We start from the raw sequence: 24,292 nt of genomic DNA, 5'->3' as shown, positions 1-24,292 counted from the left end.
GGTTTTCAGCCGCCCGGGGTCAGTGTCAGCGCTTCCTTCGCGATGCGCGCGATCGTCGGGTCGTCCTTGTGGCTGCCGAAGAAACTGGCCAGCACGACTGTCACCTGGTTACCCGCGATCCGTGACGCGTACTTGCCGTCGTAGAGCTTCGGCGCGCCGGAGATCTTCGCCGTGCCGTCGCGGACGAGGTCCATCACGTTGCCCGTGTTGTCCCCGTCGACCACGGTCTTGAGCTGCTGCGCCTGATCCGCCGCGGGCATGGTGACGACCACGACCGAAACCAGCGCGCGCTCACTGCCCGACGTTGTCGTGTACAGCGCCCGCGAGAGCTGCTGGCACGGGTGCGCGCTGAACCACTTCTTGACGTCGTCGGTCGATTTGCCCGCGCAGTCGGTGGACGCGACCGGTCCTTCCGTCGCGGTGAAGGAAAACTCCTTCGCCGGAGGCTGCTGGGCCACCGGCGTCTCCGGCTGCGAGTCGTGCCGGATCAGCCACCAGACCAGGCCGGCGACCACCGCCACGGCCACCAGGCCCAGCGCCTTGAGCAGGGCCGGCCTCCCTTGTTTCGGGGACGCCGGGATCCGGGCCAGTGGCGCGGTGTCGCCACGAGCCGGGGGAGGATAGTGCGGACCGACCACGAGGAAATACCGTACCGGGCCGCCCCGCGGAGCTCACCCCATAGCGTGGAGAACCCGTTCTACATCACTCTCGGTGTTGTACAGGTGGAAGCCGACGCGGGCCTTCCCTGCGCGCACGCCGGCCCGGATCCCGGCCGCGGCGAGGCGGGCCGGGTCGGCGTCGAACGAGACGATCGCGGTGCCGCGCGGCGGCAGTCCGAGGCCGTTGAGCAGGGAATCCGCGAGCCCGGCGCAGTGGTCCCGGACGGCTTTGAGGTCGAGCGAGGCCAGGTACGGCAGCGCGGCGGCGGCGCCGAGGTGAGCGAACCAGACCGGTGACAGGTCGTACCGGCGGGCGCCTTCGGCGAGGCGCAGTGGCATTCCGTACAACGCCTCCCACCGGTCCTCCCCCGCGTACCAGCCGGCGGCGACGGGCGTCCCGCGCTCGAGCGCGCGGGGGTGCACGGCGAGCCAGGCCGAGCCGCGCGGGGAGAGCAGCCACTTGTAGCCCGCGCCCACCACCCAGTCGGCCCAGTCGAGCTGGAGCGGGAGCCAGCCGGCGGCCTGGGAGACGTCGAGCGCCACCGGCACGCCCGCCGCTTCGGCAGCCGCGCGCAGCGCGTCGAGGTCGGCGATCGCCCCGTCGGCCGACTGGACGACGCTGGCCACGACCAGGTCGTGCCCCTCGACGTGCTCGGGAAGTTCGGCGAGCCCGACCTCGTGCACGGTCGCGCCGTGCGCGGCGAACGGGAAGGTGACGCTGGTGAATTCCCTTTCCACCGCAAGGACTTTCGCCCCCGGCGGTAGCCCGGCGGCCACGTTGGCGAACAGCTGGGACGCCGAGGCCCCGACCGCGACCCGGTCCGCGGGGACGCCGATCAGGTCCCCGAAGCCTTGCCGCGAGACGGCGATGGACTCGTCGAAGTCGGGCGGGGAGTCGATGCCGGCACGCCAGCGCCCGACCGCCGCCGCGACGGCGCCGGCCACGTGCGCGGGCGGGATGCCGATGCTCGGGGTGTTGAGGTATCCGTCAGGGACGTCGAACTCACCGTCGCCCCAGGTCCTGTGGTTCGCCATGCGGGCCAATATGCCCGGTCGCCGGGACCGCGCGCATCCGATCAGCCGGCGGTCAGGTGGGATTGCCGTTGTCGCACAGGATCGGGCAGTGCGTGTGCACCGCGGTGAGCGCGACGGCGACCCGGGCCGCGAGTGCGGGTTTCAGCTTCGGCGCCGCGCCGAGGTGGTGCAGCCCGGCCGAGAGGATTTCCGGATCGGTCAGGTCCAGTGCCCGGACCTGTGCGGCAGTGATCAGGCCACCATCGAACAGGAAGGCGATCCCTTCCGGCATCCCGCCGTCATCGGCGACGTGATCGATCACCAGCAGCCGGCCGAAGGCGCGGTCGATACCCAGTTCCTCGCGCACCTCGCGCCGCGCGGTCGCCCACGGCGCTTCGGCCGCGTCGACGGCTCCGCCGGGGATGTCCCAGTGGTCCTTGTACGAAGGTTCGACGAGCAGGACGCGGTCATCCTCGTCGCGGAAGAGAACGCCGGCCGACATACGCTCGCGGGCGAGCGACCGCACGTACTCGTCGAACGGCAGCAGTTCCATTCTGGCGAACCTACCGACGGTCAGGCGCGGTGCATCTGCTGCCACAGCCGCGGCCACGGAGCCCGCGGCGCCTCGCACAGCCACACCGGGATGTTCTGGTTGACGTTGTCCGGTTTCGTGTCGATCGACACCGTGGCCACCTGCCGGACATCGCCGAAGAAACGGCTCAGCTGAGCGGAATCCGAGCCGGTGTAGAGCACCGGGCCGGTGTCGGCCGGCGGTTCGCCGTTGTACCAGGAGCCCCGCTCGGGGCCGTACGCGGCGGGCAGTCCCTGTTGGCGGCCATAGAAATCCAGCGCGCTGGCCTGCCAGTACGTGTCGCCCATGAGCACCGCGTGCGACTGCTGCGACGGCGGTAGTTCGTGGTATGCCTTGCCCACGGTGTCCACGAGCTGCGGCCAGCCGTAGCTGCCGCTGGCGACGAAGTTGGCGTTGGTGATCATCGACACCGGCTGGACGGGCAGGCCGACGAAGATCGTGACCGCCGCGGTGACGGCGAACGTCGGCCACGTCGGCACCCACCGCCACCAGCGCGCGGGCCTGCTCCGCTCGACGCGCACGGCCGACGCGGCGAACAGCAGGCCGTACAGGCCGGAAATGTAGTAGTAGCGGCCGACGGTCACGATGAAGATCACGGTCACCAGCACCGTGGCCCAGCCGAGGAACCGGTACCGCGGCGACCGGAACAGCTGCCAGGTGCCGTGGCAGACGAGGAAAGCGCCGGCGGGTAGCCCGGCGAACACGATGGCCAGCGGGGCGACCAGCCCCGGCCCGCCCATGAACCGGTTGACCTGCTCGGCGACGATGGCCTGCATGTCGAAGTAGGGCCAGCCGTTGCGCGCCTGCCACAGCACCGTCGGCAGGGTCGCGGCTACGGTGATCACCGCGCCGGCCCACAGCAGCGGACGGCGCAGCAGTTCACGCGGCCCGGTGATCAACGCGCCGACGCCGAGCGCCAGCCAGAAGAAGACGATGAGGAACTTGCCCTGCATCGCCAGCGCTGTCGCCAGCCCGGCGAACAGCAGCAGCCGGTCCTGTCGCGTCCGCAGCCAGCGCACGACGAACCAGCAGGTCAGCGTCCACAGAAACGGGTCGACCGTGTAGGTCGCGAGCAGGTGGCCGGAAGACAACAGCTGGATGGACGTGGCGAAAGCGGCGGCGGCAACCGTTTGCGCGCGCCGGCCGCCGCCCATCTCGCGCGCGATCAACGCCGTGAGCACGATCCCGCCCGCGGTGAGCAGCAGCGCAGGCACCCGGAGCGCGACGACCGAGCCCGGCGCGATCGCGTCCATCAACCGAGCCAGCGCGGGCACCAGCCACGGGTTGTCGGCGTAACCCCAGGCGAAGTGGTACTTACCGGACACCAGGAAGTACAGCTCGTCACCGAAGTACCCGAACCGCGCGCTCAGCCCGAGCAGCAGGGCCGCGGCCGCGCCGGCGATTCCGGACACCGGCAGCCGCGCGAACGGCGGGAGTGAGCTTGGCCGCTCGTTCGCTGGCACCTTGGGTGCGGTCGCCGGGGCATCCACGGGTCGGCATCCTAAAGCAGCCGGTCACGGCGCCTTGTCCGCACGCGGCAACCGTGGGCGACTTTCGCACCGCGCCCACCCTTCCAAGGGAGTTCACAGGCCGTTATCAGATTGAGACGGCAAACTGGGGTGGTGCCTCAGGACGCTCTCACCCGGCTCGGCCGCCCGCGATGGACCACCAGGGCGGCCGTCTTGCTGCCCAGCCCGTCCGCCACGCCGTTCACGTTCTGGTACCTCACGCTGCTGCTCGCGACCACCGTCATGCAGCGGATGGTCGGGCAGACGGTCTCGGCGAAACTGCTGGCGATGGCCAGCACCGACGCGCACAACCTGTGGCACCGGCCGATCATGAGCCTGATCAGCAGTGCGCTGTGGATCGAGGACTCCGGCTGGCTGATCTACGTGCTGATCTTCGCGCTCGCGGTGGCGCCGCTGGAGCGCCGGGTGGGCGCGGGCTGGACGTTCGCGGTGTTCGCCAGCGGGCACGTGCTCGCGACGCTGGCCACCGAACTTCCGGTGATGTGGGCGCTGACGCATGGCTGGCTTCCGTTCGAGGACTCGCGGTGGCTCGACATCGGGGTGAGCTACGGGTTCTTCGCCACCGCCGGCGCGATGGTGCCGATCCTCGAACGACGGCTGCGGCTGTGGGCGGTACTGGCGATCGAGCTGACGATCGCGGTGATCTATGTCACCGACAGCCCCGGCTCGCTGCTGTCGATCGTGACCGTCGCCGGGCACGCGATCGCCGCGCACATCGGGATGCTGGGCTGGCAGCCGTGGTTGCGGCGGCGCGGACTGGTGGGCACGCTGCGCCTGCCGCGGCGATCGAAGGCGCCGATCGAAGATTCCGTCGACGCGCAAGCTCCCTTGGCCGACCCGGTGGCGCCGTGAAATATGGGGGTATGACCTCCTGGCTCGAACTCGAAGGGGCGGCGAACGCCCGGGACGTGGGTGGCCTGCCCACCGCCGACGGCAAGCGGACGGCGGCGCGGCGACTGCTCCGTTCGGACAACCTGCAGGACCTCACCCCGGCCGACATCAAGCTGCTCGTCGGCGATCTGGGCCTGAGCACGGTGGTGGACCTGCGCAGCAGCCGCGAGGTCGAACTGGAGGGGCCGGGGCCGCTGCGCGCGGTGGATTCGGTGCGGCACATGCACTTCTCGATGCACGCCGAAGCCGGCGAGAACACGGACGCCGCCGCGGAGGCGCTCTTCGCCCGCCGCGAGAGCACGCTGGCGCGTTTCCCGGAGAACCCGATGACCGCGTTGTACCTCGGCTATCTCGAGGACCGGCCGGACAACGTGGTCGCCGCGCTGCGGGCCATCCGCGACGCGCCGGGCGCGGCGCTGGTGCACTGCGCGGCGGGCAAGGACCGCACCGGGGTGATCGTCGCGCTGGCGCTGACGGTGGCCGGGGTGGCGCGGGACGAGGTGGTCGCGGACTACGCCGCCAGTGGCGAGCGCATCGACGCCATTCTGGCGCGGTTGAAGGCTTCTTCGACGTATGCCGCGGATCTGAGCAAACGCCCGACCCCGGACCAGACACCCCGCGGCGAGACGATGACCTTGTTCCTCGACCAGGTCGACCGGCGCTACGGCGGTGTCGCGACCTGGCTCACCGACCAGGGCTTCACCGCGGCCGAGGCTGAGGAGTTGCGCGCGAAGCTGGTCGCTTAGCACGCGGTACCGGATCAGGGTGCCGTTGTCCCGCCCACCGGCATCGCGGGCAGCCCGAGCTTGTGGTGGTCCCAGGAACGGGTGCGCTTGACGTCCAGCCGCACGACGAGGCGTTTCGCCATCATCGCCTCGACCATCGGCTTGACCTCTTCGCTGTACGGGCCGTTGTAGCGCTCCCACACGCTGACGCCCACGCGCCAGATGTCGTCCGGGTCGTCGCTGATCACCGCGCGCCCCTCGAACGACACCCCGCGCAGCGCGTCGTACGTCCGGCCGTCCTCGATCAGGCAGGTGAGCCTGTCGTCGCGGCGCAGGTTCAGCACCTTCTGCGATTTCGCCTTGGTCTCGAACCAGATCTGCCCGTCCAGCACCGCGTACCACATCGCGACCAGGTGCGGACCCCCGTCGGGCCCCAAGGTCGCGAACGTCGCCGTGCGGCCGCGCTCGACGAACTCCGTCACCTCGGCGCCGGTCATCCGGATCCGCGCCCGCTGGTTGGTCCCCATCAGCGGTCCAGCAGCGCGAGGATGGCCGACGCCATCGCGGTCGGGTCGCCGTCGCCGGGCCGCAGCACGAGATCCGGCGACGCGGGTTCCTCGTACGGGTCGTCGATCCCGGTGAACCCGCGGATCTCCCCGGCGCGCGCCTTGGCGTACATGCCTTTCGGGTCACGGGATTCGCACACCTCGAGCGGTGTGTCCACGAATACCTCCACAAAGGACAGTCCGGTGTCCTGGTGCGCCGCGCGGACGCGGGCCCGGTCCACCCGGTAGGGGCTGATCAGCGAGACGATGGCGATCATCCCGGCGTCGGCGAACAGTTTCGCGACTTCCCCGACCCGGCGCACGTTCTCCGCCCGGTCGGTCGCGCTGAACCCGAGGTCGGCGTTGAGCCCGTGCCGCAGGTTGTCCCCGTCGAGCAGGTACGCCGGGCGCCCGGCCGAGACCAGCAGCCGCTCCAGTTCCACCGCCACCGTCGACTTGCCGGACGCCGAAAGCCCGGTCAGCCACACCGTTTTCCCTTGCGTGGCCCGCTCGTCACGGGCGACCGCCGCGGAATGCCAGACGACGCGCGAAGCGGGCAGGCTGGGGCCGGTGATCATGCCGGCCGCGACGGTGTTGTTCGTGGCGTTGTCGACGAGGATGAAGCTTCCTGTCTCCCGGTTGCGCCGGTACGGGTCGAACAGCAGCGGCTGCCGCGTCCGCAGCCGCACCCGGCCGATGTCGTTGAGGGACAAGGAACCCGACTGTTCGCGGTGCAGAGTGTTGACGTCGAGCCGGTAGTCGAGCGCCGCGATCTCGGCCGTCGTGGTGCGGGTGGTGTGCCGCAGCGTGTACGTCGAACCGGTGCTCAGGCTGCTCTGGTCGGCGAACCAGCACAGCATCGCGTCCAGGTCCTGCCCGGTGTGCGGCCGGTTTCCCGGACGGCACAACAGATCCCCGCGTGCGATGTCGAGCTCGTCCTCGAGCTCCACCGTCACCGCCTGCGGCGCGAACGCCTGCTCCAGCGGCCGCCCGCCTGGGCCCCACACCTTCCGGACGCGGGTCCGGTGGCCCGAAGGCAGCACGAGCAGTTCGTCGCCGGGGCTGAACACGCCCCCGGCGATCGTCCCGGCATATCCTCGGAAATCGGTGTTCCGGATGACGTACTGCACCGGCAGCCGCGCGTCGATGAGGTTGCGGTCGGAGGAGATGTGCAGCTCTTCGAGGTGGTGCAGCAGCGGACTGCCCTCGTACCAGGGCATCGTGGCCGAGCGGTGCACGATGTTGTCCCCGTGCAGCGCCGAAACCGGGATGAAGCTCAGGTCGTGGATGTCGAGTTTCGCGGCGAACGCGCGGAACTCGTCGCGGATCTCGTCGAACCGGTCCGGCGAGTAGCCGACGAGGTCCATCTTGTTGACGCACAGCACCAGGTGCGGGATGCCGAGCAGGGTCGCCAGGAACGCGTGACGGCGGGACTGGTCGAGGATGCCGTGCCGCGCGTCGACCAGGATCAGCGCGCAGTCTGCGGTGGACGCGCCGGTCACCATGTTGCGGGTGTACTGGATGTGTCCCGGGGTGTCGGCGATGATGAACGACCGCCGTGGCGTGGCGAAATACCGGTGCGCCACGTCGATGGTGATGCCCTGTTCTCGCTCGGCGCGCAGCCCGTCGGTCAGCAGCGCCAGGTTCGGGTAGTCCTCGCCGCGGTCCCGGCTGGTGCGTTCGATGGCCGCGAGCTGGTCCTCGAACAGGGTTTTCGAGTCGAACAGCAGTCGTCCGATGAGGGTGGACTTGCCGTCGTCGACACTTCCGGCGGTCGCGATGCGCAGTAACGGGGCCATCAGAAGTAGCCTTCCTTCTTACGGTCTTCCATCCCCGCCTCGGAAATCCGGTCGTCGGCGCGCGTCGCGCCGCGTTCGGTCACCCTGGTGGCCGCCGTTTCCACGACGACCTCCGCGGCGGTGGCGGCCGTCGACTCGACGCAGCCGGTGCAGGTGGCGTCGCCGACCGTGCGGAACCGCACCTGCGCCTCGTAGGGCTCTTCGCCCTCCAGCAAGGTCAGATGCCGCGTCCGCGCGAGGAGCATCCCGTCGCGCTGCACCACCTGCCGCCGGTGCGCGTAGTACAGCGGCGGCAGCGGGATCTTCTCCGCCGCGATGTAGGACCAGATGTCCAGTTCGGTCCAGTTCGACAGCGGGAACACGCGGATGTGCTCGCCGCGCCTGTGCTTGCCGTTGTAGAGATGCCACAGCTCGGGCCGCTGGTTGCGCGGATCCCATTGCCCGTACTCGTCCCGGAACGAAAACACCCGCTCCTTCGCCCGCGCCTTCTCCTCGTCTCGCCGCGCGCCGCCGAACACCGCGTCGAAGCCGTGCTCCCGCAGGGTCCGCAACAGGGTGACGGACTGCAACCTGTTCCTTGATGCCCGAGGGCCGGTCTCGGCGACCACGCGGCCGGCGTCGATGTCCTCCTGCACGCTGCCGACGATCAGCCGCACGCCCAGCTCCGCCACCATGGCGTCCCGGAAGGCGAGCACCTCGTCGAAGTTCTCCCCGGTGTCCACATGCAACACCGGAAACGGTATGGGCGCAGGCCAGCAGGCCTTCGCGGCCAGATGGAGCAGCACGACGGAGTCCTTGCCGCCGGAGAACAACAGCACCGGCCGCTCGAACGTCGCCAGTACCTCGCGCACGATGTGCACCGACTCGGCCTCCAGGGCCCCGGAGTGCGACAACTCGTAGGTCACCCGGAAAAAATTAGAACACGTTCTTGCCTTAGGTCAACCGCCGGAGGATGCTGTTGCGCATGGACCTCGTCGCGCTGGAAGAGATCAAACGCGTGAAGTACCGCTATCTCCGCTGCGTGGACATGAAGCTGTGGGACGACGTGGCCGACACCCTCGCGCCGGAGGCCGTCGCCGATTACGGCACCCCCGCCAAGGGCAAACCGTTGCAGCTCGACGGCCGCGAGGCCATCGTCGGGTTCCTCCGCGAGAACCTGGAGAACGCGCTGATCACCACGCATTTCGCGAGCCAGCCGGAGCTGGAGATCGACGGCGACACCGCCGCCGGGACCTGGGCCTTCGAGGACAAGGTCATCTCGGTCGAACACGGGGTCCTGATCGCCGGCGCCGCATTCTACGAGGACCGCTACCGCCGTTGCGAGGACGGGCAGTGGCGGATCACGCACACCGGCTACACCCGCACCTACGAGTACACCGCGTCGCTGAAGGACCTGCCCAGCCTGAAGTTCACCGCGAACCGGTGGGCCCGGTCCTGAGCCACCCTGAAAACGCTTTCCAGGCAGGAGAAACAGTGCTGACCCGTTCCTTCGCCGAAGCCGTCGAAGCGGCCGAGAAGATCATCGAGAACGCGCCGTTCGTGCGCACCGAACAGGATCTGATCGAGGGCTACGACTACCTCGCCGGGAGCATCCGGGCCTCGCTGCAGATGGCATGGGCCTACGAACGCGACTTCCCGTTCTTCGCCAACTCCACCAACCAGGGCACGAAGATGGGCCTGGACAACCCCGACACCCTCTACTACCACTCGTACCTGCGCCCGGACGCGGAGTACGTGGTCACCGGAAAACGCGGCAGCACAAGGGATCTGAACTTCCAGGTGCTCAACGGCGACTACTCCCCCGTCGATGTGCCGGACAGCCTCACCGCCTTCGACGACCGCGAGATCGAGATCGGACCCGACGGCAGCTACGAGATCCGGTTCGGGCCGGGCAAGGCGGGCCGCGACTACTTCACCCTCGGCGCGGACGCGGCGATGCTCATCGTCCGCGAGTGTTACAGCGACTGGGCCACCGAGGAACGCGGCACGATCCGCATCCAGCGCGCCGACATGGCCGGCCAGGCGCCGCCGCCGCTGGAGCGGAGCACGCTGGAGAAGCGCTACAACGTGGCGGGCAAGATGCTGACCTCGCGCCTCAACACCTTCCTCGCGTTCCCCAAGTGGTTCTACCTGAACCTGCCGGTGAACACGATGACCGAGCCACGGCAGACGCCCGGCGGACTGAGCACGCAGTTCTCCTCGGCCGGGCACTACGAGCTGACCGAAGACGAGGCCATGATCGTCACGGTGCCCAAGTCCGACGCGCCGTACCAGGGCATCCAGCTGGGCAGCCTCTGGTACGTCTCACTGGACTACATCAACCACCAGACCAGCCTGTCGGCCGACCAGGCGCGGGTGGACTCCGACGGGAAGATGCGTTTCGTGATCAGCGAACGCGACCCCGGCGTGGCGAACTGGCTGGAGCGCACCGGGCACGACCGCGGATACGTGCAGATCCGCTGGCAGCGGATTTCGCGCGAGCTCGGCGCACAGGACGGCCCGGAGGTCGAGGTCGTGCCGGTGGACGAACTCCCGAAACGCCTGCCGTACCACGACCAGGCGCGGGTGACCCCGGCGGAATGGACAGCACGGATCGCGGCCCGCCAGGCCGCCGTGGCGACCAGGATGCTCGGCTGATGTTGTTACGGGACAAGGTGGTCGTGGTCTCCGGGATCGGTCCCGGGCTGGGCAGGGCGATCGCCGTGCAGAGCGCCCGCGCCGGCGCGGACGTGGTGCTGGCGTCGCGGACGGAGTCGCGGCTGACTGAGGTGGCCAAGGAGGTCACCGATCTCGGCCGTCGTGCCGTCGCGGTGCCCACCGACATCAACGACGAAGCGGGTGTGGCGCGCCTCGTGGAGTCCACTTTGGATGCCTTCGGGCGCGTGGACGCCGTGGTGAACAACGCTTTTGCCATGCCGCCGATGACCGATCTGACCAAAGTGGACATCGACCAGGTACGCCAGGCGTACGAGACCAACGTGTTCTCCGCCTTGCGGCTGACCCGGTTGTTCGTGCCCGCGCTGGAGGAGTCCCACGGGTCGGCGGTGATGATCAACTCCGCGGTGCTGCGGCATTCCCGGCGGACCTTCGGCGCGTACAAAATGACCAAGTCGAGCCTGCTCGCGCTGGCGCAGAGCCTGGCGACGGAGCTGGGCCCGCGCGGGATCCGGGTCAACTCGGTGGCCCCCGGCTACATCTGGGCGGACAACCTGAAATTCTACTTCGCTTACCTGGCCGACAAACGCGGGATCACGCCGGAGGAGGTCTACGCCGAAACCGCGAAGACCATCGACCTGCGCAAGCTGCCCGAGCCCGACGAAATCGCCGACGCCGTGGTGTTCCTGGCCTCGGACCTGGCGCGGGCGATCACCGGGCAGTGTCTCGACGTCAACGGCGGGGAGTACCACTCATGAATCCTGCTACCGGCCGCGACGACGTGGGCACGATCGAGGATCTGCACGCCTCCGCGACGAGGTTCTCCGGACTGGAGGACTTCGGCGACACCGGTTACCGCGAAGGCCTCGAAGTGCTACTGGAGTCCTACGCGCGCGACGCGCAGCTGACGCCCTTCGGCAACAAAATCAAGCGCGCGTTCCTTCGCGGTGCGCTCGTCGCGCGGTTGCTCAGCGAGGCGGCGTGGAAACAGCACCCGGAGTACGCCGATGTGCCGATCGAGCGGCCGGTCTTCGTCACGGGCCTGCCCCGCACCGGCACCACGGCACTGCACCGGCTGCTCACCGCGGACCCGGCGCACCAGGGCCTGGAGGTGTGGCTGACCGAGGTGCCGCAGCCGCGGCCGCCCCGTGAGACGTGGGCGGACAACCCGGTGTTCCAGCGGATCCAGAGCGGCTACGAACAGCATCACGTGGAGCATCCGGAGTTCCTGGGCCTGCACCATTCCTCCGCCGAGCAGGTCGAGGAATGCTGGCAGCTGCTGCGACAGTCGGCGAAGTCGATCTCCTACGAGTGTCTCGCCTATCTACCGACCTACTCCGAATGGCTCAGCCGCCAGGACTGGACCGACGCCTACGCCCGGCACCGGCGCAACCTGCAGCTGATCGGGTTGCCGGACAAGGACCGGCGGTGGGTGCTGAAGAACCCGAGCCACCTGTTCGCGCTCGACGCGCTGATGGCCGTCTACCCGGACGCGCTGGTGATCCAGACGCACCGCGCGCCGAGCACGATCATCGCGTCCGTCGCCAGCCTCAACGAGCAGGCCACCAAGGGCTGGTCGACCGTCTTCCACGGCGAGACCGTCGGCCGGACGCAGCTGGACCTGTGGGCGCGCGGAGCGGAAACGTTTGCGGAGCAACGCGCGCGCCACAACCCCGCGCAGTTCTGCGACGTGGACTACGCCGACTTCGTCGGCGACCCGATCGGCACCGTCGAAGCGGTGTACGAGCACTTCGGGCTGCCGTTCAGCGACGACGCCCGCGCGGCGATGACGAAGCTGCACGCGGAGAGCACGACCGGCGCCGGGCGCCCGTCGCACCGCTACACGCTGGCGGACTTCGGCCTCACCGCGGAGGACGTCGACGAGCGCTTCGCCAGCTCCTCGGCCACGCGCTCCGGGTCACGGTGATAGCGGGCGATCAGCGCGGTGAGCAGGATCCGTGCCTGTGACGGCCGCAGTACACCGGTCGGTATAGCGCCCGCCTCGACGAGATCCGCTCCCCCGCCGTTGCCGTAGAGCCCGGCGACTGGGCCGGCGTGCACGCGGGTGGAGAGCGCGACGACAACACCCGCCGCCGTGAGCCTCGCCACGGCGTCGCGCAGCGCCAGGTTGCCGTTGCCCGCGCCTGTTGCTTCGAGCACGATGCCCGCCGCGCCCGCCGCGATCACGGCGTCAAGCGCGGCGGTGTCCGCGCCCGGGTAGAACGCGACGATGTCGACGCGGACGCCGTTGAGATCTTCGAGGTCCAGCGCGGGAAAACGCTCCGGGCTCGCGATGAAGGTGACCTCGCCCTGGCGCACATACCCGAGCGGCCCGGCGTCCGGCGTGGCGAACGCGTTGGCCGCCACGGTGTGTGTCTTGCGTGTGCCGCGCGCGCCGAAAACGCTGCCGCCGAAGGCGATCAGCACGCCTCGGCCACGCGCGGCAGGCGAAGCCGCGACGGCGATGGCGTCGGCGAGGTTGCGTGGGCCGTCCGTATCCGGCGCGTCGGCGGGCAGCTGCGCGCCGGTGAACACCACGGGCCGGTCGTCGTCGTGGGTGAGCTCGGCGAGGAAGGCGGTTTCCTCCATCGTGTCCGTGCCGTGTGTCACCACGACGCCGAGCACGGACTCGTCGGCCAGCGCGGCGCGGATCGCCCACACGATTCCGGCCATATCGGGCGGGGTGAGCAGGTAGCTGCCGACGCACAGCACGTCCCGGCCCTCGACCGGCACGCCGACGTCGAACGGGAGCCGCGCCAGCAGCGCCCCGGCGTCGTCACTGGCGAGGCTCGCGCCGTTGCTGCCGGCGCGGGACGCGATTGTCCCGCCGGTCGAAATCACGACTACTCTGCTCACTCGAAACCTCCTTACTCTTGCTACCCACCGGCGTACCGGATACGCAACGAGGTGTGCCATGAATGACTATCTGCTCGACAACCAGCAGGCCGAGGCCGGCGACCGGTTCACGGCACTGTCCGCGCTGTTCGACCCGTGGACCTTCCGGCACATCGACGACCTCGGCATCGAAAAGGGCTGGTGCTGCTGGGAAGTCGGCGCGGGCGGGCGGTCGGTGCCGTCGTGGCTGGCCGAGCGGGTCGGCACGGAAGGCCGCGTGCTCGCCACGGACCTCGATGTGTCGTGGCTGACGGACGCGCCGTTCGAAGTGCGGCGGCACGACGTGGGGCGGGACACGGCTCCCGACGGCGAATTCGACCTGGTGCACGCCCGGCTGGTGCTGGTGCACGTCACCGAGCGGGAGCAGGCGCTGCGCACCATGATCCAGTCGTTGCGGCCGGGCGGCTGGCTGCTGGTGGAGGACGCCGATCCCGCGTTGCAGCCGTTGATCTGCCCCGACGAGCACGGCCCCGCGCAGAAACTGGCGAACAAGCTGCGGCGCGGGTTCCGGGAACTGCTCGCCGAACGCGGCGCGGATCTCGCCTACGGCCGCAAGCAGCCACGGCTGCTGCGGGACGCCGGGCTGCTGGACGTGCGGGCCGACGCGTACTTCCCGATCACCTCGCCGGCCTGCGCCGCGCTGGAGGAGGCGACGGTGCGGCAGGTCCGAAGTGGACTGATCGCGGCGGGGCTCGCCACCGGCGAGGAGATCGAGCGGCACCTGGCGAACATCGCGGTGGGCGGGATCGATCTGGCCACCTCGCCGATGATCACGGCGTGGGGCCGGAAGCCGGGCTGATCAGGCCAGCAGTTCCGGGATCTCGGCGCCGTCGCGGATGTGCAGGACGACCCCGTCGGTGAGCTTGCGGGCCGTGGCGAGCAGTTCGCCGGCGAGTTCGTAGCCGGTCAGCTTGCCGGTCCGGAGGGCTTTGAGGGTGTCCGGCGGGATGGTCACGTCCGGGACCTCGTTGGCCAGATACTCGGCCTCGGCGTAGTCCGCGAGCGGGTGCACGGACATCAGCACCGGAACGTCCTCTTCGGACAGTTCCGCGAGCATCCAGGAGAGCGCTTCGGTCTCGTAAACCGGTGTGGTGACAAGGAACTGGGCGCCCGCGACGATCTTCGCCTTGGTCCGGATGAGTTCGGCGTCGAGGTCGGCCGCGCCCGGGTTGAAGCGGGCGCCGATGTGGAAGGCGGTTCTGGTGGCCAGCGTCAGCCCGGTGCGGTCGCGGCCGGTGTTGAAGGCGGCGAGCAGTTCGATGAGGCCGATCGAGTCGACCTCCAGGATGCCGTCGGCGTTGGGATAGTCGCCCAGCGGCGGCGGGGCGCCGGTCTCGCAGACCACGGTGCGCAGCCCGAACGCGTGCGCGGCGAGCAGCTCGTCCTGCAGGGTCGAGACGGTTTTGTCCCAGGCGGTGATGGTCGCGACCGTGTCCGGGGAACGCAGGTCACCGCCGAAGATCAGGTCCACGCCGGGCACGGGCCCCGGCCGCACCGGTTGCGCGGCGACGACGAATTCCTTGTCCCGCAACCATTGCGCGAGCTTGCCCTGCGCCTTCCTTGCCTTGGGCCGATGCGCGTGCTGCCGGCGGCGCTGCTCCGGCGGCCGCAGATCGGCCAGCCGCGCGACGACCTCCCGGATGTGCGCCGGCGTCGTCCCGCAACAGCCGCCGACGATCGAGGCCCCGTGCTCGGCGTGGGCGCGGGCGTAGCGGGCGAAGTAGTCCCCGTCGACCCCGTACTCGAACCGCCGCCCGATGCGCCGCGGGAGCCCGGCGTTGGGCTGGGCGCTGATGGGGAGGGTGCCCTTGAGCTGCTTGACGATGTCGAGCATGTGCTGGGGCCCGATCGTGCAGTTCGCCCCGATCGCCGTGACCCTCGTGCCCGCGAGCGCGGCAGCGACTTCCTGCGGCGTCCTGCCGTCGAGGGTGATTCCCTCGGGCGTGAACGTCGCCTGCGCGATCAGCGGCACGTCGGTGATCCCGGCCGCGATGTCGACAGCTTCGAGCAGCTCGTCGAGACATCCGAACGTTTCCAGGACGAGCAGGTCCACGCCCCCGTCGGCCAGCGCCCTGACCTGCTCGGCGAGCACGTCGGCCCGCTCGTCGGGGCTGGTGTTCTGCCGCTGACTGGCCTTCGTCGCCGGCGAGACGGACCCGCCCACGAACACCGTCCGCCGCGCCCCACGCCGGGCCTGCCGCGCCAGCCGCACCCCCGCCAGGTTGACGTCGCGGACCGTCGTGGCACCCCCCACCTCCGCCAACCGCAGCCGGTTCGCGCCGAAGGTGTTGGTGAGCAGCAGATCCACCCCGGCGGCGACGTAACTCTCGTGGACCGTGCTGACGAGCTCCGCGTTGGACAGGTTGAGCTCGGGCAGCGCCCGGTCGAGGGAGTTCCCGGCCGCGTGCAGCATCGTGCCCATCGCGCCGTCACAGACCAGAACCCGTTCCCTGAGGTGATCGGTGAAGTCCACAGACCCTCCATCTCGCCACGTCCCCGGCCTGGATCTACAACCCTGTCCTGCCCGCTCCGGAAGTTCAATGCGCGAGGGTTGCTCTATTCGGCGGATGCACGTGCAGGTGGGCGTGCGTATGCCCTTGACGGGCCGTCGGCGGGTTGCCTGCTATGTTGACCTGCGACCTTGGGTCCTGTGCCCTGGGTCAGGGCGCTCTTGGAGGCGCCCGGGGGCCGGTAGCTCAGTTGGTTAGAGCAGGGGACTCATAATCCCTTGGCCGCGGGTTCGAGCCCCGCCCGGCCCACACAACTGCATGGTCAGAGGCTTGCGGGGCACCCGGGGCTTGATCATTTCCCCGGTTTATCCCCGCATGTGGGCCTCGGACGGTTTGTCCAACGGGCTCTCCAGAGCCGCCGCCGGGTTGACCGACTTCCGCGAAACCAGGGAAGTGGGCAGCAGGAACACGATCGCCGGGACCACGTAAAGGAAGACGGCCGCCAAGCCGTAGGCGGCGATGGTCGGCGACGGGCGCAGGCTCGCGACGGAACCGGTCGTCGTGAGTGCCGGCGCGATCCACGAGATCCACGCGGCGGCCGGTGGTCTGGTCCGGCCTGCCGCTCCGGTGGGCGGGACGCGTGCGCAGGCCGAATCCGGCGGCGGCGTTTCCGGCTGGGCCCGCGTGTGGTCGGTCGGCACGTCCTGGGTACTCAGGACGCCACCCCGCCGCGGTCCGGCCGGGACAGGGGCGTGCAATCTCGGTTCCTCGCGACCATGATCACATGCCTCCCAGGATGATCCGGGAAAATGTGCGCCCATCGTCTGCCCTGCCGAGCGCTGCCCGGCCACCCTCTGCGGGTGAACCACGGCAGCTTCGTGCCACTGTGTAGCCGTTTCGTAACCCGATACGGGCACAATGATCGCGGACTCGAACTGGGGGCTTCATGGACGAGGACACACGCGGCCGGAAACACCGCTGGATAGCGCTCTCCGCGTTCGCGGTCGTGCTGCTGGGGGCGGCGGCGGTATCGGTCGTGCTGGTGGTGAAGCGGGGCGGGCAGTCCGACGAGGAGCAGATCAAGGGCGTCCTCGTCACCTTCGCCGCGGCGGTCGACGCGGAGGATCAGCCCGCGATGCTGAAGATCCTCTGCCAGGACGAGGCCGCGGAGATGACCGACGCCGACGACTTCGAGCCCGACGCGCCGCGCGTTCAGATCGACGCTTCGCATTGGCAGCCGCCGACCATCTCCGACGTGCGGGTGTTCGGGGACGTCGCCTCGGCGACCCTGGCGCAGCCGCCGACCGTTTCGACGCTGTATCTACGCAAGGAGACCGGCAGCTGGAAGGTGTGCGCGCCGGCGGCCGACCAGATCCCGGCGGGCAAACCCTCCTAGACGAAGGCGAAGCGATGCGGGTACCGGCACGATTCCGCGCTGTACTTTGTTTCCTCCTCACGGCACTGCTGGCAGCAGTCTTCCTCGCCCCCGCCACAGCGGCCGAGGGGGAAGCCGCGTGCAGTGCGCAGGAAGCGACGGTCGAGCAGAACCAACAGCAGATCGACGCGCACAACGCGGCGCCCCACGTGTTCACCATCCCAGGCCAAGAAGGAGAACTCGCCGCCTACGACGCGGAGGCCACGCAACTCAACGCGGCCGAGGCCACCGCCGAAGCGAATCTCGCGTCCTGCGAACAAGCCACCAACACCCTCGACGACTCGCGCCCCGGTTCGAAGCCGACGAAGACGCCGACACCGGAAAAGCTCAACCAGATCGGCGACGCGCAGAAAAAGATCCCGCCGGACTGGAAACCGCAGCCGGCCCCGCCCCAGGGCAAGAACTGGCAGGTCCCGCCGAACGACCCGGCCCGCGACCTCTACCTGGCGCTGCGCGAAAGCCCGGACAGCCGCTACATCGGCGACACTCCGCTGCAAGGCCGGCCGCGCCCGCAGATCGGTGACGACGACCCCGCCTATGACGGCCGGACCATCCCGCAGACCGACACCGACCCGCCGGGGCCCGACGTCTCCCCCGACCACATCGTGCCGCTGGCGGAGATCATGAACATGCCCGGGTTCGTGCGGCTGACCCCCGACAGCATGTACCGGATCGTGAACGCGCCGCTGAACATGCAATGGTTGTCCCGGAAGGCGAACCGCTCCAAACAGTCCCGCAGCGTGCTCGGGATGCGGAACGTCAACCCGGAATGGCAACAGCAACAGGACGAACTCCAGCAACAGATCCGCCGTCAGCTGCTCGACATCATCCAGCAGCTGCTCAAAAGCCAGGGGTGAGGATGGAAACCGGGGAGATCACGGCGCTGCTGCCGGAATGGCCACTGCGGTTCGTCACCGAAGGCCTCCCGGAGAACTGGGCCGAGATAGCGCGAAGCGGCGACGCCGAGGAGCGGCGGCTGCGCGCGCTGGCGCTGTGGAACCGCGATCTCCTTGATCTCGTCCCGGGTTTCGCCGAAACCGCGGCGCGCACGCTCGTCGACGTCCGGACGTGCATCGCGTGGGAAAAACCATTGCTGGTCTACGTTTTCGACAACGGCGCCGACGGGAAGCTGGCCTTCGCCGGCTGGGCACCGGCCGACACCACCGAACCGCGGCTGTGGTCCAGTGTTCCGGCGCCGCTGCGCAAGTTCCTCCGCGAGGTCCACGCCGGATTCGTCGCGGCGGACGGCGAGTCCTTCGGCCCGCTGCCCCCGCGCTCCATGCGCACGCTCGCCGAGCTGGCCGACTCCCCCGACGGCGACCCGGACTGGGACGAGGACGCGGCGGAAGACGGGCGGCCGCTGTCCACCAGGCTGATGCAGATCGCCCGGAACGCGGGCCTGATCATGCATTGCGTCTCACCCGACCTCCCGCCCGGCCAGATCGCGCTGGTCTATGAGGGCGACGTCGACCCGACCGACTTCGGGCCCGCGTTCGACGAACTGCTCGTCACCGGCATCAGGAATCAGTAGCGGACGCTGCTTTCCAGCAACGGCGGATAAACCCCGGACGGCTCACCGTCCACAGTGGTCCCCGCGAACTGCAGCATCGCCCGCAGCGCACCGTGCAGTGGGGCCGGATAGTTCAGGACCGGGGCCGAGACCTCGTCCAGCGTGCGCAGGTGTTCAGGCGCGAGCGCCACTTCCAGGCCGGCGAGGTTGCCTTCGAGATGTTCCACACGCCGTGCGCCGAGGATCGGTACGACGGTGCCTTCGCGGGCGCGGAGCCAGGCCAGCGACACCGCCGCGGAGGTCGTGCCGAGTTCGTCGGCGATGGCGGTGACGGCGTCGATCACCGTGAACTCGTCGTCGCTGGGCCCACCGACGAAAGCGGTGCGGGCGGAGTCGGTCACCGCGCTGTCGCGGCGGTATTTTCCGGACAGGAAGCCGTTCTTCAACGGGCTCCACGGCACCAGCGCCATCCCCTGGTCCAGCGCGAGCGGCGCGAGTTCGCCCTCGACAGTCCGCGCCAGCAGCGAATACTCGACCTGCAGCGCGATCAACGGGGACCAGCCCTTCAACAGCGCCATTGTCTGCGCCTGGGCGGTGACCCACGCGGGGGTGTTGGAGAAGCCGAGGTACCGGATCTTGCCCGCGCGGACGAGATCGTCCAGGGTGCGCAGGGTTTCCTCGATCGGGGTGTTGCGGTCCCAATTGTGCAACCAGTACAGGTCCAGGTAATCGGTCCGCATGCGGCGCAGGGTCTCGTCGAGCTGGGCGATGATCGACGAGCGGCCCGCGCCGCCGCCGTTGGGGTCGCCGGGGAACAGGTTGGTGAAGAACTTCGACGCGAGCACGACGTGCTGCCGCCGTCCGGGATGCGCGGCGAACCAGTCGCCGAGGATCTTTTCCGAGTGGCCGTTGGTGTAGAAGTTGGCGGTGTCGATGAAGTTCCCGCCGCGGTCCAGGTAGGTGGCGAGGATCTTCTCCGACTCCTCGACACTGCATCCGGCGCCGCCAGGGTCCTCGCCGAAGGTCATCGCGCCGAGGGCGAACGGGCTGACGCGCAGTCCCGAACGGCCGAGGGTGACGTAGTGATCGAGCATCGCCGGGGCTCCCGTGGTTTGGTGGCTTGGTCCTCCCATCGAAGCGCGAACCGGCTGTTTCACGGTAGACCGATCCACGCCTTCTCTTGCACAATCCTCTCGTGACCGCGCGTAAAAGCCTGGACGAGATCCGCGCCCTCATCGACCGGCACGCCCGCCCTGATCTGCGGACGCCGGTCGAGGGCCTGCTGTTGTCCAAAGTGGACAGCAAGGAGCCGGACCATTCGCTCACCGAGCCGTTGCTGGTGCTCATGGCGCAAGGTGGCAAACGTTTGCTGCTCGGTGACGAGGTGTACGAATACCGGGCCGGGCAGTGCCTCGTGGTCACCACCAGCCTCCCGGTCACCGGCCATTTCTTCGGACCGGTCTCGCTGGGTTTGGGGTTGGTGTTGCGTCCTGCCGTCGTCGCGCCCCTCCTGCTCCAGGCCCCGCCAGGCCGCAGCGCCGCCGAGCCCGCGATCGGGACCTGTGACGCCGGGGCCGACCTTCTCGATGCGCTCGTCCGGCTGTTGCGCCTGCTCGATCATCCGGCCGACGCGCCGGTGCTGGCCCCGCTGCTGGAGCAAGAGATCCTGTGGCGGCTGCTCAACGGCCCGCTGGGCGGCATGATCCGACAGATCGGGCTGGCCGACAGCAGCCTGTCGCACGTGAGCCGGGCCATCCGGTGGATCCGCGACAACTACGCCGAACCGATGCGCGTCGCCGGGCTCGCGCGGCCGGCCGGCATGAGCCCGGCCGCGTTCCACCGGCATTTCCGCGCCATCACGGCCATGAGCCCGTTGCAGTTCCAGAAACGGATCCGGTTGCAGGAAGCACGCTCGCTGCTGATCGCGCGCGCGGACGACATCGCCGGGGTCGGGCATCTCGTCGGTTATGACAGCCCTTCACAGTTCAACCGTGAGTACCGCCGCCTGTTCGGCGCGCCGCCCGGCCAGGATGCCGCGCGACTGCGTGCGGCCGCTCCCCTGCAGTTGCCCTGAGCGTTCACCAGGCCTGCTCGCCGGTCGCGGGTGACGATGTAGGCGTCCGCGTCCGCGATGTCCGATGGCTGGAGTCGTTCGATCTCCCCGGTCTGGCGGGCGACAGCCTCGCGTTCACGCCGAACTTCGTCAGGCTGTACACGGCGTTCCCGGGCCGGGCGACGCGGCCGGCGGTGGAACTGATGTTGACCAGGTCCGCGACGCGCCCCGGCTCGGACTCGGCGGCGCGGGCCAGGTGCGGCAGGGCCGCCCGCGTGACGTACAGCAGGCCCTGCACGTTTATCGCGAGCATGCGTTCCCATACGTCGGCGGGCGCGTCGGCGAGCATGACACCGGCGTTGTCGACCACGATGTCCAGGCGGCCGAGTTGGGCCACCGCGCGCTCGACGGCCGAGGTCGCCTGCTGCTGATCGGTGAAGTCGGCTTCGAGTACCAAGCCGTCGATCTCACCGGCCAGCGCTTCGAGCCTGTCGCGACGCCGGGCGAGCACTGCGACCGACGCGCCCTCCGCGGCGAGGCTCCGCGCGGTCGCCGCGCCGATCCCGCTGCTTGCGCCGGTCACCAGCGCACAGTGCCGCTCAACCGTCCGGCCATGTCCCCTCCTGTAAGCTCGTAAGCGGAGCCGACTCCGCTAAATCCAGCGTAAGCGGACCCGGCTCCGGATGGCGACGCGCAGGGAGTGACGGTGGCGACAGAGCGAGCATTGCGTGCCGACGCGCGGATGAACCAGGACCGGCTGCTGGAGGCTGCCGCGAGAGCGTTCGCCCACGAGGGCGCCGAGGGGTCGCTCAAGGCGATCGCCAAGGATGCCGGCGTCGGGATCGGCACCCTGTATCGCCGCTTTCCCACGCGCGAGCGGTTGATCGAGGCCACTTATCGCAACGAGACCGCCCGATTGTGCGACGCCGCGCCCGGGCTCCTCGACACCGCGCCGGCCGCGGAAGCGTTGCGCGCGTGGATGGACCGCTTCGTCGACTACATGGCGACAAAGCACGGAATGGCCGACGCGCTGCACGCGGTCTTGGTCACAGACGGGGAACTGCGGATGAAAACGCGCGATCTGCTCACGGATGCGTTGGCGACACTGATGAAGGCGGGCGTCGCCGACGGCACGATCCGCGCCGATGTCGATCCGGAGGACGTGCTGATGGGGCTGGGCGGGGTGACGCTGATCGCCGGGCAGCCCGATCAGCGCGCGCTCGCGGGGCGGTTGCTGGATTTGCTGATGGATGGGATCAGGGCGTAGACGGGGTTGGGGGCGCCGGAGTTCGATCGCGGGCAGCACCGCGGACACCACCGACGCGGCCCGCTACCTCGGACAGGCGCCGGAAGATCAGCCGGTCGACGCGGTGTTCCTCGACATACGAATGCCCGGCTTGGGCAGCCTCGATCTGGCCCGCTTCGCGCTGCGTCCCGGCATAGTGCTCGTGACGGCCTTCGAAGGCCACCCGGCCCCGGACACCCCGGAACTCAAGGCAGCAGGAGCAGTTTCCCCGTGGTGCGGCGGGATTCGAGGTCGCGGTGTGCCTGTGCGGCGTCGGCGACGAGCGTATCGTTGGCCGATCAGCGGCGTCAACTGTCCTTTCCGGACGAAGTCGAAGACCTCGTTCGCCCGGTGGAGAAGGGCTTCGCGCGTCGGGACGTGGTCGGCGACGGCCGGATAGGACAGCAGGATGCTGGCGGGCAGGTCCATCGGGCTGAACTTCGGGTTGCCGATCAGCACCCCGTAGTGCGCGTGCACCCCGTGCCGCCGCAGGGAAAGCTGCGACGAGCGGAACGTGCTCGGCCCCGCGCCGTCGTAGACGACGTGCGCGCCTTGGCCACCGGTGAGATCGCGCACCTGGTCCTCGAAACCCCCGCCGCTGGACACGAGGACGTGCTCGGCGCCGGCGGCTTTCGCCACGGGAACCTTGTCCTCGCGGGAAACCAGGCCGATCACCGTCCCGCCGCGAGCCTTGATCATCTGCGTCAGCGTCAGCCCGACCCCGCCCGCGGCGGCGTGCACGACGGCAGTGTCGCCGGTCTGGATCGCGTAGGTCTCGGTGGTGAAGTGGTTGGCCGTCAGCCCTTGCATCATCACGGCAGCGGCGGTTTCGTCGTCGATCTCATCCGGCACGCGCACGAGCGATCGCGCGGGAATGGTGAGCCGCTCGGCGTAACTGCCCTTGTGGTGGTACCAGGCGACGCGATCGCCGACGGCGAGATCGGACGCTCCAGCGCCGAGTGCGGTCACCACCCCCATCCCCTCGACGCCTAGGATCGTCGGCACCGACCAGGTGGGCACGGGCATCCGCCGGACACCGGTGTCCATGAAGTTCACCCCGGCCGCCCGCAGCCGCACCGCCGCCTCGCCGGGACCCGGTACGGGATCGGGGAACTCGGTCCAGGTCATGACCTCCGGGCCACCGTGGCCGCGCACGAAGATCGCGTGCATCGGGCACCTTCTTTCGTCTCGGGATACCGGCGCGCTCGAAGGTAGGCGCGAAAAAAGAACCAGCAAGTACAGAAGTTTCCCATGCCGGATCGGCATCGAACCGGCCGATTCTGTCTTGGACAGGCCGAGACCGGCCTCGCCAGACTGCGACGATGACCTCCCGCGACACCGGCCGCCGGGCCTTCCTGTTCGGCGCGCTCGCCTTACCGCTCGCCGCCTGCGCACACACTGACGTCAAGCCGACGACGCCACCGGGGATCGACACCGCGGCAGCGAACGCGCGTTTTGCCACCCTGGAACAGAAGTATGGCGCACGGCTCGGCGTGTACGCATTGGCGACCGACGCGAGCGTCGGATACCGCGCGGGTGAGCGGTTCGCCTTCTGCTCGACGTTCAAAACCCTCGCCGCGGCGGCCGTACTGGACCGATTTCCGTTGTCGCACTTGGACACCGTCGTGCCCATCACGAAGGCCGACGTGAACTCCATCTCCCCCGACACGCGGCAGCGCATCGGGCAGGGCATGACCATCCGCCAGCTCTGCGACGCCGCCATCCGCGACAGCGACGGGACCGCTGGCAACCTGCTGATGCGCGACATCGGCGGCCCGACGCAGCTCACCGCGCACCTCCGCCGCCTCGGCGACACCGTCAGCCGGATGGACTCCTACGAACCCGAGCTGAACCGGGGCGCGCCCGGCGACCCCCGTGACACCATCACACCCGAGGCGATCGCCGCCGACTATCAGCGGATCGTGCTCGGCGACGCGCTCCCGCCGGACAAGCGGTCGCCGGTGCTGGACTGGCTGCGCCGCAGCACCACCGGCGGCAACACCATCCGCGCCGGGGTTCCGGCGGGCTGGATCGTGGCGAACAAGACCGGGCACGGCGACTACCGCCGGGAGAACGACGTCGGCATCGCCTGGCCGCCCGATGGCGAGCCCCTCGTCCTGGCGATCTTCTCCGACCGCGCGGGCTACGACACCCCGCCCCAGCCCGCGCTCATCGCCGAGGCCGCCGCATACCTCGCCGGCGTACTGACATAACCGAGAGCAGTGCTCTTGACAGACCGCCCTCCATCGTGAACA

At 69.5% G+C, this 24,292-nt stretch carries 26 protein-coding genes and 1 tRNA gene; 14 read left to right on the top strand and 13 right to left on the bottom strand.

Annotation, left to right across the window (positions count from 1 at the left end):
• Nucleotides 1–5 precede the first annotated feature (5 nt).
• From VHD82_RS09830 to VHD82_RS09815, 4 genes are read right to left on the bottom strand one after another with little or no spacing between them, the layout of a single operon-like run.
• A complete protein-coding gene (locus tag VHD82_RS09830) occupies nt 6–638 on the bottom strand; it encodes a hypothetical protein (RefSeq protein ID WP_325699924.1) in 633 nt (210 codons plus the stop codon).
• Nucleotides 639–671: 33 nt separating this feature from the next.
• A complete protein-coding gene (locus VHD82_RS09825; protein ID WP_325699921.1) occupies nt 672–1,694 on the bottom strand; it encodes an aminotransferase class V-fold PLP-dependent enzyme in 1,023 nt (340 codons plus the stop codon).
• Between the two features lie 52 nt (nt 1,695–1,746).
• Complete coding sequence (locus tag VHD82_RS09820) at nt 1,747–2,226, bottom strand: NUDIX hydrolase (RefSeq protein ID WP_325699918.1); 480 nt, start codon at nt 2,224–2,226, stop codon at nt 1,747–1,749.
• A gap of 20 nt (nt 2,227–2,246) precedes the next feature.
• Complete coding sequence (locus VHD82_RS09815; protein WP_325699915.1) at nt 2,247–3,755, bottom strand: ArnT family glycosyltransferase; 1,509 nt, start codon at nt 3,753–3,755, stop codon at nt 2,247–2,249.
• A gap of 132 nt (nt 3,756–3,887) precedes the next feature.
• Between VHD82_RS09815 and VHD82_RS09810 the strand changes: the two genes are divergently transcribed.
• Together VHD82_RS09810 and VHD82_RS09805 are read left to right on the top strand one after the other, a co-directional pair.
• Nucleotides 3,888–4,646 carry a rhomboid-like protein gene (locus VHD82_RS09810; protein WP_325699912.1) on the top strand — a complete coding sequence of 253 codons (759 nt, stop codon included), beginning with the start codon at nt 3,888–3,890 and terminating at the stop codon, nt 4,644–4,646.
• An 11-nt stretch (nt 4,647–4,657) separates the two neighbouring features.
• Entirely contained in the window at nt 4,658–5,431 is a 774-nt protein-coding gene (locus VHD82_RS09805) for a tyrosine-protein phosphatase (protein ID WP_325699909.1), read from the top strand.
• Between the two features lie 14 nt (nt 5,432–5,445).
• On the opposite strand, the gene VHD82_RS09800 is transcribed toward VHD82_RS09805, so the two are convergent.
• Genes VHD82_RS09800 through cysD form a run of 3 tightly spaced genes read right to left on the bottom strand, consistent with a single transcriptional unit; the run spans nt 5,446 to nt 8,659 of the window.
• Nucleotides 5,446–5,937: a PPOX class F420-dependent oxidoreductase gene (locus VHD82_RS09800; RefSeq protein ID WP_325699905.1), complete on the bottom strand. Its 492-nt coding sequence runs from the start codon at nt 5,935–5,937 to the stop codon at nt 5,446–5,448.
• Complete coding sequence (gene cysC, locus VHD82_RS09795) at nt 5,937–7,754, bottom strand: adenylyl-sulfate kinase (RefSeq protein ID WP_325699902.1); 1,818 nt, start codon at nt 7,752–7,754, stop codon at nt 5,937–5,939. Before cysC ends, VHD82_RS09800 begins: the two co-directional genes overlap by 1 nt.
• Nucleotides 7,754–8,659 (bottom strand): sulfate adenylyltransferase subunit CysD, encoded by a 906-nt coding sequence (cysD, locus tag VHD82_RS09790; protein ID WP_325699899.1) that lies wholly within the window; start codon nt 8,657–8,659, stop codon nt 7,754–7,756. The genes cysC and cysD overlap by 1 nt, the downstream gene beginning before the upstream one ends.
• A 59-nt stretch (nt 8,660–8,718) precedes the next feature.
• Between cysD and VHD82_RS09785 the strand changes: the two genes are divergently transcribed.
• From VHD82_RS09785 to VHD82_RS09770, 4 genes are read left to right on the top strand one after another with little or no spacing between them, the layout of a single operon-like run.
• Nucleotides 8,719–9,192, top strand: a complete 474-nt coding sequence (locus VHD82_RS09785) for a nuclear transport factor 2 family protein (RefSeq protein ID WP_325699896.1) — start codon at nt 8,719–8,721, stop codon at nt 9,190–9,192.
• A 35-nt stretch (nt 9,193–9,227) separates the two neighbouring features.
• The gene (locus VHD82_RS09780; RefSeq protein WP_325699893.1) at nt 9,228–10,391 is read left to right on the top strand and encodes a hypothetical protein; all 1,164 of its coding nucleotides are present in this window, start codon (nt 9,228–9,230) and stop codon (nt 10,389–10,391) included.
• Nucleotides 10,391–11,167, top strand: a complete 777-nt coding sequence (locus VHD82_RS09775; RefSeq protein WP_325699890.1) for an SDR family oxidoreductase — start codon at nt 10,391–10,393, stop codon at nt 11,165–11,167. Before VHD82_RS09780 ends, VHD82_RS09775 begins: the two co-directional genes overlap by 1 nt.
• Nucleotides 11,164–12,336 (top strand): sulfotransferase, encoded by a 1,173-nt coding sequence (locus VHD82_RS09770; protein ID WP_325699887.1) that lies wholly within the window; start codon nt 11,164–11,166, stop codon nt 12,334–12,336. The genes VHD82_RS09775 and VHD82_RS09770 overlap by 4 nt, the downstream gene beginning before the upstream one ends.
• Here VHD82_RS09770 and VHD82_RS09765 read toward each other — a convergent pair.
• The gene (locus VHD82_RS09765) at nt 12,249–13,265 is read right to left on the bottom strand and encodes an asparaginase (RefSeq protein ID WP_325699885.1); all 1,017 of its coding nucleotides are present in this window, start codon (nt 13,263–13,265) and stop codon (nt 12,249–12,251) included. The two genes, VHD82_RS09770 and VHD82_RS09765, sit on opposite strands and share 88 nt — an antisense overlap.
• 58 nt (nt 13,266–13,323) lie before the next feature.
• Here VHD82_RS09765 and VHD82_RS09760 point away from each other — a divergent pair, with 58 nt between their 5' ends.
• Nucleotides 13,324–14,103, top strand: coding sequence for a methyltransferase domain-containing protein (locus tag VHD82_RS09760; protein WP_325699881.1), 780 nt, complete (start codon nt 13,324–13,326; stop codon nt 14,101–14,103).
• Here VHD82_RS09760 and VHD82_RS09755 read toward each other — a convergent pair whose 3' ends face one another.
• Nucleotides 14,104–15,777, bottom strand: coding sequence for a homocysteine S-methyltransferase family protein (locus VHD82_RS09755; RefSeq protein WP_325699878.1), 1,674 nt, complete (start codon nt 15,775–15,777; stop codon nt 14,104–14,106).
• Nucleotides 15,778–15,989: 212 nt separating this feature from the next.
• On the opposite strand from VHD82_RS09755, the gene VHD82_RS09750 reads away from it, so the two are divergent.
• Nucleotides 15,990–16,063 (top strand) — tRNA-Ile (locus VHD82_RS09750).
• A gap of 56 nt (nt 16,064–16,119) precedes the next feature.
• On the opposite strand, the gene VHD82_RS09745 is transcribed toward VHD82_RS09750, so the two are convergent.
• A complete protein-coding gene (locus VHD82_RS09745; RefSeq protein ID WP_325699875.1) occupies nt 16,120–16,455 on the bottom strand; it encodes a hypothetical protein in 336 nt (111 codons plus the stop codon).
• Nucleotides 16,456–16,700: 245 nt separating this feature from the next.
• Between VHD82_RS09745 and VHD82_RS09740 the strand changes: the two genes are divergently transcribed.
• Genes VHD82_RS09740 through VHD82_RS09730 form a run of 3 tightly spaced genes read left to right on the top strand, consistent with a single transcriptional unit; the run spans nt 16,701 to nt 18,720 of the window.
• A complete protein-coding gene (locus VHD82_RS09740; protein WP_325699872.1) occupies nt 16,701–17,150 on the top strand; it encodes a hypothetical protein in 450 nt (149 codons plus the stop codon).
• Between the two features lie 14 nt (nt 17,151–17,164).
• Nucleotides 17,165–18,046 carry a hypothetical protein gene (locus VHD82_RS09735; protein WP_325699869.1) on the top strand — a complete coding sequence of 294 codons (882 nt, stop codon included), beginning with the start codon at nt 17,165–17,167 and terminating at the stop codon, nt 18,044–18,046.
• A gap of 2 nt (nt 18,047–18,048) precedes the next feature.
• Nucleotides 18,049–18,720, top strand: a complete 672-nt coding sequence (locus VHD82_RS09730) for a hypothetical protein (RefSeq protein WP_325699866.1) — start codon at nt 18,049–18,051, stop codon at nt 18,718–18,720.
• On the opposite strand, the gene VHD82_RS09725 is transcribed toward VHD82_RS09730, so the two are convergent.
• Nucleotides 18,714–19,793, bottom strand: coding sequence for an aldo/keto reductase (locus VHD82_RS09725; protein WP_325699863.1), 1,080 nt, complete (start codon nt 19,791–19,793; stop codon nt 18,714–18,716). The two genes, VHD82_RS09730 and VHD82_RS09725, sit on opposite strands and share 7 nt — an antisense overlap.
• A 101-nt stretch (nt 19,794–19,894) precedes the next feature.
• Between VHD82_RS09725 and VHD82_RS09720 the strand changes: the two genes are divergently transcribed.
• Nucleotides 19,895–20,773 (top strand): AraC family transcriptional regulator, encoded by an 879-nt coding sequence (locus VHD82_RS09720; RefSeq protein WP_325699860.1) that lies wholly within the window; start codon nt 19,895–19,897, stop codon nt 20,771–20,773.
• A gap of 4 nt (nt 20,774–20,777) precedes the next feature.
• Here the strand turns inward: VHD82_RS09720 and VHD82_RS09715 are convergent, their stop codons facing one another.
• On the bottom strand, nt 20,778–21,335 hold the full coding sequence (locus VHD82_RS09715) for an SDR family NAD(P)-dependent oxidoreductase (RefSeq protein WP_325699857.1): 558 nt from the start codon (nt 21,333–21,335) through the stop codon (nt 20,778–20,780).
• Between the two features lie 141 nt (nt 21,336–21,476).
• Between VHD82_RS09715 and VHD82_RS09710 the strand changes: the two genes are divergently transcribed.
• On the top strand, nt 21,477–22,019 hold the full coding sequence (locus VHD82_RS09710) for a helix-turn-helix domain-containing protein (protein ID WP_325699854.1): 543 nt from the start codon (nt 21,477–21,479) through the stop codon (nt 22,017–22,019).
• Between the two features lie 87 nt (nt 22,020–22,106).
• On the opposite strand, the gene VHD82_RS09705 is transcribed toward VHD82_RS09710, so the two are convergent.
• Nucleotides 22,107–23,207 carry a quinone oxidoreductase gene (locus tag VHD82_RS09705; protein WP_325699851.1) on the bottom strand — a complete coding sequence of 367 codons (1,101 nt, stop codon included), beginning with the start codon at nt 23,205–23,207 and terminating at the stop codon, nt 22,107–22,109.
• A 152-nt stretch (nt 23,208–23,359) separates the two neighbouring features.
• On the opposite strand from VHD82_RS09705, the gene bla reads away from it, so the two are divergent.
• Nucleotides 23,360–24,250: a class A beta-lactamase gene (gene bla / locus VHD82_RS09700; protein ID WP_325699848.1), complete on the top strand. Its 891-nt coding sequence runs from the start codon at nt 23,360–23,362 to the stop codon at nt 24,248–24,250.
• The last annotated feature ends 42 nt before the right edge of the window (nt 24,251–24,292 follow it).

This window comes from Amycolatopsis sp. (assembly GCF_035546795.1).
In the GTDB taxonomy this organism is placed as follows: domain Bacteria; phylum Actinomycetota; class Actinomycetes; order Mycobacteriales; family Pseudonocardiaceae; genus Amycolatopsis_E.
The sequence above is the reverse complement of the archived record's forward strand: the minus strand, read 5'-3'. Positions and strand labels throughout refer to the sequence as shown.